Here is an 8,944-nt window from a genome sequence, read left to right as displayed (position 1 = left end):
GGCTACGGCCTCGGCATCTTCGACGTCCAGGGCTGGATCGGCCACAACGGCTCCCTGCCGGGCTACGAGTCGCTCACGATCTATCTGCCGGAGGCGAAGGCCACCCTGGTCGTCCTCCTCAACACGGACGTGCTGCACGACAACAACGAGCCCAGCACGCTCTTCGGGCAGGCGATCACCCGGATCGTGACCCCGGGCCACGTCTTCGACATCCCGGTGACGGAGCCGGAGGCGAGTCCGAGCGGGAACTGACGCGCGTCCCCCGCCCCTCTCCACCACCCGACTGATAATCTCCGAATTGTCCTGAATGACCCTCCGGGCACGCGTCCGTGCCGCCGCAGAATCGGGAGCAGCAATGACCGGTGGACCCGAGCCCCTCAGCGCCGTCGCCCGTGAGGCGCTGGAGCGCGAACTCGCCGATCTGCGCACCGAACGCGAGGCCGTCGCCGTCACGCTGCGGGGCGGCGGTGGCGACGAGGTCGGCGACCGGGCCGACCAGGCCGACGAGTTGCAGCGCGCCGACGAGCTCGACCGGCTCGCCGGCCGCATCACCGAGATCGAGGGGCGACTCCGGGAGGGGGCCGTGGCGGGGGCTCCGTCCACCGGCGCGGTCGGCGTGGGCAGCAGCGTGACCGTGCGGTTCGCGGACGGCACCGAGTCGACCGTCCAGATCGGCGAGCTCGCGAACGCCCTCGACGCGACCCTGGTCACCGCCGACAGCCCGCTCGGCAGGGCCCTGCTCGGCCACCGCGCCGGCGACACCGTCACGTACGACACACCCGAGGGCCGGGCGACCGCGGTCGTGGTCTCGCTCGGCTGACGGCGCCGTGCGGGAGGGCGCCGTGCGGGAGACCGACTCCCCCGGGGCGGATCGGCAACAGGTCCGGGAGGCCGACCGCAAGGGCGGCCCCGGGCACACGGTCCTGGTGGCGCTGGCCGTCGCGGTGCCCGTCACGAAGCTCGCGTACACGGTCGGCGGTGGCGACGCCGTCCGCGACGTCCTCGTCGGCATGGAACCGGCGAACTGGCCGGACATCCTGATCGGCATGGTGATCACGGACCCGCTGCTCGGGTCGGTGCTGGGCGTCGTCGTCTCCCGTGTGATCTTCGCCGTGTTCGCCGCGCGCGGGGCGGTCCCCCTCGGGAGCGGGACGGCGCGGGCCGTCCGGCGGGCGGCGCTCACGCTCGTCAACCCGGTCGCCGTGGGAATCATCGACGCCTGCTTCTTCGGGCCGTGGTGGGGGCTCGCCACCGGACTCACCGCCTTCGCGCTGCGGCAGGGCGTGGTCGTGGAGTACCGCACGGGCCGGCGTCGGCCGCGCCACCGGCACGGACCGGAGCAGGCCCATCACGACCCCGGCTACCGGCCGCCCTCCTGGCTGCGCCGGGCCGCCGGCGTGGAGCAGTGGGTGGCGCTCTCCCTGACGGTGCTCGTGCTGCCGTTCCTGGCGTTCGTCTCGGCGCTGGACGGGCAGGCGTGGACGTCGATCGTCGAGTGCCGGGTCACGTACGGCACACGGACGGAGAGCGACCGTCTGATCGAGCTGAGCCGCAAGGGCAGCGGCGTCGTCGGCTGGAACCTGGACTCGGAGCAGATCTCCGACGGCCTCGGGTGCACGAGCGAGGAGAGCCGCTACGTACGCGAGCCGTGGTGGCGGCGCTGAACATCGGCGGGGCACGGGTCAGCCGCCCGTGACGATGCCGGAGACCAGGTTGATGGTGGTGGCCAGGATGCTCGCCCCGAAGACGTACGACAGCAGGCAGTGCCGCAGGACGACCGAGCGGACCGTGGGGCTGGAGACGTTCGTGTCGGAGACCTGGTAGGTCATGCCGAGGTTGAAGCTGAAGTAGAGGAAGTCGCTGTACTTCGGCGGGGACTGGGAGTTGAAGTCGATCCCGCCGCCGGGGCTGAGGGCGTAGTAGAGGTACGCGTACCGGGTGGCGTACATGAGGTGGAGCGCCGCCCAGGCCATGAAGACGCCGCAGAGCGCCGTCGCTGCCGCCGCGTGGCTCAGGTCGGTCTTCTTGCCCACCAGGAGCAGGACGACGATGCCGACGAGCCCGCACAGGGAGGTCGCGACGACGACGAGTTCCTCGACGAGCGGCCGGAACTCCTCGCGCCGGACGTTCCGGTGGGTCGTGGTGGCGTCCATGGGCCACAGGACGAGCCAGCCGGTGACGACGAAGAGGGTCTCGGCGGCGGCGATGCCGGCGAGGACCCCCATCGGCGTGTGGGTCAGGGCGGCGACGACGGCGCCGGTCGCCGCGCCGGCGAGCGCCGAGGCGGCGAGCCTGGGCACGGCGCCGCGCAGAGCCCGGTCCACCGCTCAGGCCTCCAGGACGACGACTGCCTCGTCCGTGTAGGCCAGGAACGTCAGGGTCTCCTGGAGGTACAGCTCGACGCTGCTCGCGTCGTGCGAGGTGTAGCCGATCGCCACGTCCTGGCCGAGGCGCAGTTCGAAGTCGCCTCCCCGGGTGGAGAGGACGAAGCCGCCGTCGAGGGCGGGCGCCCAGATCGGGGGGCCGTCGAGCATCCGGGCGAGGTGGGCCGCGATCGGATAGCCGTGGTCGGAGGTCTCGCTGACGGCCCGGTACTGGTCGGCGCCCAGCAGCAGCGCGTACGGACCGTCGACGCCGGCGAGCCGCAGGGCGGTGAGGGCCCGGCTGACGGCGTCGGGGTAGTCGAGGGGTTCGGTCGGCAGCCGCAGCACGGGGTTGGAAGTGCGGCCGCGCAGCCCTTCGACGCCGGCGGCCTCGTACCCCTCGAAGACCATGCGGTCCTCGATGAGCGCCAGGGCGCGGGCCGCGTCCTTGACGGGCTGCCAGTCGGAGTCCTTGGAGCCGCGCTCGACGTCGTCGACGGCGGCCCGGTCGACGGTGAACGGCACCCGTACCTCGACGAGGGGCCGGGCCTCGCGCAGCCGCGCCCTGACACCGGGCGCTGGCTCCGCCAGGTCGGAGAGGTGGCCCGTGCCGACGGCCGAGAGCTCGGGGCCCGCCGGGTCGGGGACGTCGACGACGCGGCGGCCCGCGACGTTGCGGCGGAAGGTGCGGCGGGCCTCCTCCTCGATCTCGGCCCACGCGGCGGCGGTGATCGGGGCGAGTTCGCGGTGGAGGTTGCTGGTGGACTCGGGGGGCGTCATGGGGCCAGGGCTCCTTTCAGGCTGCCGATGCCGAGGGTCTCCCCGGGAGCTGCGGCGGCCAGCGGGGCGGGGAGGTCGTCGAGGAGGTCGGCGCTCGGCACGAAGAAGAGGCCGCCGGTCACCGCGCGGGAGAAGTCGAGGATGCGGTCCGTGGTGCCGGGCGGCTCGCCGAGGAACATGTTGCGGAGCATCCGTTCGGTGACGGCGGGGGTGCGCGCGTAGCCGATGAAGTAGGTGCCGAACTCGCTGGCGCCGATCCGCCCGAAGGGCATGTTCGCGCGGAAGATCTGCTGCTGGACGCCGTTCTCGTCGGTGACCGTGTTCAGTGCGACGTGCGAGTCCGCGGGCTTGACGTCGTCGGACAGTTCGATGTTGGAGCCTTTGCCGCGCCCGATGACGTGCTCCTGCTGCTCGACGGTGAGCGCGTCCCAGGCCGCCATGTCGTGCACGTACTTCTGGACGACCACGTAGCTGCCGCCCCGGAAGTGCGGGTCCTCGTCGCCGATGTGGACCGCGTCGGCGGCCGTCACGCCCTCGGGGTTCTCGCTGCCGTCGACGAAACCGAGGAGGTCCCGGTCGTCGAAGTAGGCGAAGCCGTGCACCTCGTCGACGACGGTCACCGCGGTGCCCAGGGCGGCCACGATGTGCCGGGCCAGTTCGAAGCAGAGGTCCAGGCGCCGGGCCCGCAGATGGAAGAGCAGGTCGCCGGGGGTGGCCGGGGCGCGGTGCCGGGGGCCTTGCAGGGGTGTGAAGGGGTGCAGTTCATGGGGGCGGGGGCCGCCGACGAGCCGGTCCCATCCCTCGGAGCCGATGCCGGCGACGCAGGTGAGGTGCGCGTCGGGGGCCCGGAACGCCACCGAACGGGTCAGTCCCGTCAGGTCCTGGAGCGCCTCCCGCACCGCGTTCTCGCCGCCCGGGTTGACGGTGGCCACCAGGAAGACGGCCGCACGCGAGGGCGGGGCGATGACGGACTGGGGTACGGCCATGGCGCTCCCACGGGAGATCGACGAAAGGTGGATGAAAGGGACAGCGTCAGCGTAGGTGCGCATGATCCGCACCGCAGCCCGGCACACCGCCGCGCTGCGGTGCGGGTGGCAGGCGCCGAACAGCGGGCTTAGCCTGCTCGAAGGGGTCCTCATGTCCCACCATGCCCATGCGTCCGCAGGGCGAGAGGGTGAAACGCCTTGAGCACCGACCAGGACGAGACCACCGCCCGGGACGAGCGGGAACCCCGGGTGGGACCGACCCCCGAGGGCGAACCCGAGTTCCGTCCGTACCACCACCCGGCCGCCGGCTGGGGCGCCGCGAAGAGCGTGACGAACTTCCTCGTGCGCGAGGGCGCGCTGGTCGACGGCCCGCGCGCGATCATGCGGATGAACCACGAGAACACCGGCTTCGACTGTCCCGGCTGCGCCTGGCCCGACGACACCAAGGGCCTCCACCTGGACATCTGCGAGAACGGCATCAAGCACGTCACCTGGGAGATGACCCGCAAGCGGGTCGGGCGCGAGTTCTTCGCCGCCCACTCGGTGACCGAGCTCGCCGGGTGGAGCGACTACGACCTGGAGAACGAGGGCCGCCTCACCGAGCCGATGGTCTACGACGCGGAGTCGGACCACTACGTCCCGATCAGCTGGAAGGAGGCCTTCGCGCTCGTCGGCCGCACCCTGCGCGGCCTGGACGACCCGAACCAGGCCACCTTCTACACCTCCGGCCGGCTCGGCAACGAGGCCACCTTCCTGTACCAGCTGATGGCCCGCGAGCTGGGCACGAACAACCTGCCCGACTGCTCCAACATGTGCCACGAGGCCAGCGGCCGCGCCCTCCAGGCCTCCCTGGGCACCGGCAAGGGCACGGTCGACCTCCAGGACTGGGAGACCGCCGACGCGCTGTTCATCTTCGGCGTCAACGCCGCCTCTAACGCGCCCCGGATGCTCACCGCCCTCGCCGAGGCCCACCAGCGCGGCGCACAGATCGTGCACGTCAACCCGCTCGTCGAGGCCGCCGCCACCCGGACCATCGTCCCGCACGACTTCACGGACATGGCCCTGTTCAAGACGACGAAGACCAGCACCCTGAACCTCCAGCCGCGCATCGGCGGCGACATGGCGCTCGTACGGGGCATGGCGAAGGCGATCCTGGAGCAGTCGTCGACCGACCCGAAGGCCCTGGACAGGGAGTTCATCGAGCGGCACACCTCCGGCTTCGAGGAGTACCGCGCCCGGTGCGAGGCCACGCCGTGGGAGGAGTTGGAACGGCAGTCCGGGCTGAGCAGGGACGACATCCTCAAGGCCGCGCGGGTGTACGGGGAGGCCGACCGCTCCATCGTCAGCTGGTGCCTCGGCATCACCCAGCACGAGCACGGCGTCGACACCGTCCGGGAGATCGTCAACCTGCTGCTGCTCCGCGGCAACCTCGGCCGGGAGGGCGCGGGCCCCTCCCCCGTACGCGGCCACAGCAACGTCCAGGGCAACCGCACCTGCGGCATCGACCACCGCCCCGGCGAGGAGTTCCTCGACCGGCTCGCCGAGGTCTGCGAGATCGAACCGCCCCGCGCGCACGGCAAGGACACCGTCAACAGCATCAAGGCCATGCACGACGGCGACATCAAGGTCTTCGTCGGCATGGGCGGCAACTTCGCGCTCGCGGCCCCCGACACCCCGTACACCTACGCGGCGCTGCGCAACTGCGAGCTCACCGTCCAGGTCAGCACCAAGCTGAACCGCAGCCACATCGTGCACGGCCGCCAGGCGCTCATCCTGCCCTGCCTCGGCCGGACCGAGAAGGACCACCAGCGCAAGGGGATCCAGAGCACCTCGGTCGAGGACTCGATGAGCATGGTGCACCTGTCCATCGGCATGAAGAAGCCCGCCTCGCCGCACCTGCTCTCCGAACCGGCCATCATCGCCGGAATGGCGCGCGCCGCGCTGCCCGACAGCGCCACGCCCTGGGAGTGGTACGTCGAGGACTACGACCGCATCCGGGACACCATGGCCCGCGCGCTCGACGGCTTCGAGGACTTCAACCGGCGGGTACGGCTGCCGCTCGGCTTCCGCATCAAGCAGCCCGCCCGCGAGCTGGTCTTCCTCACCCCGTCCGGGCGCGCCGAGTTCTCCAGCGCCGAACTGCCCGACGTGGTGCCCGCCCCCGGCACCCTGGCGCTCGGCACCATGCGCTCCCACGACCAGTGGAACACCACCATCTACTCGGACGACGACCGCTACCGGGGCATCAAGAACTGCCGCACGCTGGTCTTCATGAACCGGGCGGACATGCGCGAGCGCGGGATCGCCGACATGGCGCCGGTGGACATCACGAGCACCGCGAAGGACGGCAGCCGACGGCATCTGAAGGGCTACCTCGCGGTCCCGTACGACATCCCGCGCGGCTGCGCCGCCGGCTACATGCCGGAGATGAACGTGCTGTGCGCCCTGGGCGACTACAGCACCCAGAGCGACCAGCCGATCATGAAGCACGTCAAGGTGACGATCGCGCCCGCCTCCTGACGTTCCGTCATCCGTTACGGACCAGCCGGTCCAGGAGGAGGTAGGCGCGCCGTTCGGCGGCGGCGAGCTCGGTGGGGTCGATCTCCGCCTGCCAGAGCTCGCCCGCCGCGGCGTCATCGGCCTCGCGCAGCTCCACCGCGGCCGCCGCGAGGCCTGTCTGCACGAGCGGGAACGCCCGGACGTCGCCCTCCTCCAGGGCGCGTTCGGCCCGCTCCGAGGCAGCCGTGCAGGCGGCGAGCGCGCGCTCCGCCCGTACCGCCGCCCGGTCGTGGACCACCAGCAGGGCGCAGCCCAGTGCGATCGCGATCCCGAGCACACTGCCCAGCGCCCGGTCCTGCACGAGCGCGCCGGTCGGCACGGGTGCGGCCAGATCGGTCAGGAGCAGCGCGAGCGGGGTGAGGAAGACGACGCCGAGACCGTAGTTGCGGGCGACGACGTACTCCAGGAGGAACTCGAACAGCACGATCACGAGGACGAGCGTCACCGGCTCGGGCCCCAGGGCGAGGACGCCGAGGGCGAGGAAGAGGCCCGCGACCGTGCCCAGGGTGCGCTGCACGGCCCGTTGGGCCGCCGTCCGCACGTTGACCGAGTGGAGGACGGCGGCGGCGGAGATGGCCGCCCAGTAGCCGTGCCCGAGGCCGAGGAGGAGGGCCGCCCCGCCCGCGACGCCGGTGCCGAGGACCATCCGCAGGGCGGGCACGAGGAGGACGGCCGCGCGGCCGTGGGCCGGTCCGGCCACCAGGGCGGCGGCCCGGAGTTCGGTGGCGCGCAGGGTGGTCGGATCGACCGGGACCGGCCCGGGGCCGGTGACTCCGGTGCCGGGCCCGGGCCCTGGGCGGGCGAGCATGCCGGCCTGGGCGATCAGGACCGGGAGCGCCAGCTCGGGCAGGAGCCGCGGGGCCCGCCGGCGGCGGCCTGCGAGCAGCTTGGCCTGGCGGCGCAGGGCGCGGGCCAGGCCGGTGGGGTCGCTGGGCGGGCGGCGGGCGGAGCCGACGAGCAGCGACCAGGAGAGGTCGGTGAGGCGGACGCAGGTGTCGCCCCGGCCACGCCACTCGGTGCCCGAAGGGGGCAGCACGCCGAGCGTGCGGTACGCCTGGAGGACTGCGGCGGTCGCCCGGTGCCGTACGAGGCGGGTGCGGTCCCTCGCGTCGGCCGCGTCCCACAGGTCGGCGAGTTCGCGCAGGGCCGCGGCGACGGCGAGCCGCTGCGGGCGGTCCGGGTGCACGAACCGGCCCGCCACGGCGAGGATCCAGGCGACGGCCGCGCCGCAGGCGGCCAGTCCGGCCTGGGGCAGGACGTCGGCGGGGGTCGAGGTGCCGTTGGCCGCCACCGTGAAGGAGAACAGCAGCAGCACCGCGCCGAGCCCGCCGAGCCGGGCCGCGTCGCAGGCGAACTTCGCGAGTCCGGCCACCAGGGCCGTGGCCGCGACGGTCACGGCGGCGCCCGCTCCCCCGTCCCGGGGATGGGCCCAGGCGGCGAGCGCCGCGCCGCAGCCCACGCAGGCGGTCATCGCCACGGCGACGACGGCGAGCACGCGGGCACGGCGCGCGTAGGGCAGGTTGCGGCCGAAGGTGGTGGTGAAGGAGCCCAGCATCGTGTAGACGGCCTGGTCGGCCCGCCCTGCGAGCGCCATCGGCAGCGCGGGCAGCGCCATGGCGAGTGCGGCGCGCAGGGCGAAGGACAGGGCGCCGTCCACGCTCTGCAGGGCGAGCGCGCCCCTCGGGGAGAGCGCGCTCCCCAGGCGGGCGGCCGCGCGCCGCGGGCCGGTCAGCACGCGCCGACCCACTCCTCGGCACCGTCCGCGAACAGCTGCTGCTTCCAGATCGGCACCTGGTGCTTGAGGTCGTCGACCAGCCGTCGGCAGGCGGCGAAGGCCTCCGCGCGGTGCGGGCAGGAGACGGCCGCGACGACGGCGATCTCGCCCACGGCGAGCAGGCCGGTGCGGTGGACGGCGGCGAGGGCGCGGACGGGGAAGTCGGCGGCGACCTTCTCGGCGACGCGGCGCAGCTCGGCCTCGGCGCCGGGGTGGGCGGAGTACGCCAGGGAGGTCACCGGCTTCCCGTCGTCGTGGTCGCGCACGGTGCCGACGAAGAGGGCGGTGCCTCCGGCGGCGTCGTCGCCCACCGCCGCGTACACCTCGTCGAGGGAGAGCGGGGTGTCGCGTACGGCGAGGAGCCGGAGCGGGTCGGGATGCGTCATGGTCGGGTCCTGACGGAGTGGTGGCGGAGACTCGGGATGCATAGGGGGGTCAGCCGTCCGGGGGCAGGTCGATGACCTCCACGGGCGCCCCGGCGG

8 protein-coding genes and 1 pseudogene are annotated in these 8,944 nt (G+C 73.1%); 4 read left to right on the top strand and 5 right to left on the bottom strand.

Going from position 1 to position 8,944, the window contains the following annotated elements; all coding sequences use genetic code 11:
• The 3 genes and pseudogenes from CCN56_RS03070 to CCN56_RS03060 all read left to right on the top strand — a co-directional run.
• Positions 1-252, top strand: a pseudogene (locus CCN56_RS03070) (serine hydrolase); the annotation flags it as partial.
• 103 nt (positions 253-355) lie between these two features.
• A complete protein-coding gene (locus CCN56_RS03065; protein WP_086823204.1) occupies positions 356-820 on the top strand; it encodes a GreA/GreB family elongation factor in 465 nt (154 codons plus the stop codon).
• Positions 821-842: 22 nt separating this feature from the next.
• Positions 843-1,664, top strand: coding sequence for a hypothetical protein (locus CCN56_RS03060; protein WP_086823210.1), 822 nt, complete (start codon positions 843-845; stop codon positions 1,662-1,664).
• 18 nt (positions 1,665-1,682) lie between these two features.
• Here CCN56_RS03060 and CCN56_RS03055 read toward each other — a convergent pair whose 3' ends face one another.
• From CCN56_RS03055 to CCN56_RS03045, 3 genes are read right to left on the bottom strand one after another with little or no spacing between them, the layout of a single operon-like run.
• The gene (locus CCN56_RS03055; RefSeq protein ID WP_256961695.1) at positions 1,683-2,324 is read right to left on the bottom strand and encodes a DUF1345 domain-containing protein; all 642 of its coding nucleotides are present in this window, start codon (positions 2,322-2,324) and stop codon (positions 1,683-1,685) included.
• 3 nt (positions 2,325-2,327) lie between these two features.
• On the bottom strand, positions 2,328-3,143 hold the full coding sequence (locus CCN56_RS03050) for a family 1 encapsulin nanocompartment shell protein (RefSeq protein WP_086823201.1): 816 nt from the start codon (positions 3,141-3,143) through the stop codon (positions 2,328-2,330).
• Positions 3,140-4,129, bottom strand: a complete 990-nt coding sequence (locus CCN56_RS03045; RefSeq protein ID WP_086823198.1) for a Dyp-type peroxidase — start codon at positions 4,127-4,129, stop codon at positions 3,140-3,142. Before CCN56_RS03045 ends, CCN56_RS03050 begins: the two co-directional genes overlap by 4 nt.
• Before the next feature lie 198 nt (positions 4,130-4,327).
• Here CCN56_RS03045 and CCN56_RS03040 point away from each other — a divergent pair, with 198 nt between their 5' ends.
• The gene (locus CCN56_RS03040; RefSeq protein WP_086823195.1) at positions 4,328-6,649 is read left to right on the top strand and encodes an FdhF/YdeP family oxidoreductase; all 2,322 of its coding nucleotides are present in this window, start codon (positions 4,328-4,330) and stop codon (positions 6,647-6,649) included.
• 7 nt (positions 6,650-6,656) lie between these two features.
• Here CCN56_RS03040 and CCN56_RS03035 read toward each other — a convergent pair whose 3' ends face one another.
• Both CCN56_RS03035 and CCN56_RS03030 read right to left on the bottom strand, forming a co-directional pair.
• Positions 6,657-8,303 carry an FUSC family protein gene (locus CCN56_RS03035; RefSeq protein WP_256961696.1) on the bottom strand — a complete coding sequence of 549 codons (1,647 nt, stop codon included), beginning with the start codon at positions 8,301-8,303 and terminating at the stop codon, positions 6,657-6,659.
• Between the two features lie 113 nt (positions 8,304-8,416).
• Positions 8,417-8,848: a molybdenum cofactor biosynthesis protein MoaE gene (locus CCN56_RS03030; RefSeq protein ID WP_086823190.1), complete on the bottom strand. Its 432-nt coding sequence runs from the start codon at positions 8,846-8,848 to the stop codon at positions 8,417-8,419.
• Positions 8,849-8,944 lie beyond the last annotated feature (96 nt).

This window comes from Streptomyces sp. NRRL B-24572 (genome assembly GCF_002156145.1).
In the GTDB taxonomy this organism is placed as follows: domain Bacteria; phylum Actinomycetota; class Actinomycetes; order Streptomycetales; family Streptomycetaceae; genus Streptomyces; species Streptomyces vietnamensis.
The sequence above is the reverse complement of the archived record's forward strand: the minus strand, read 5'-3'. Positions and strand labels throughout refer to the sequence as shown.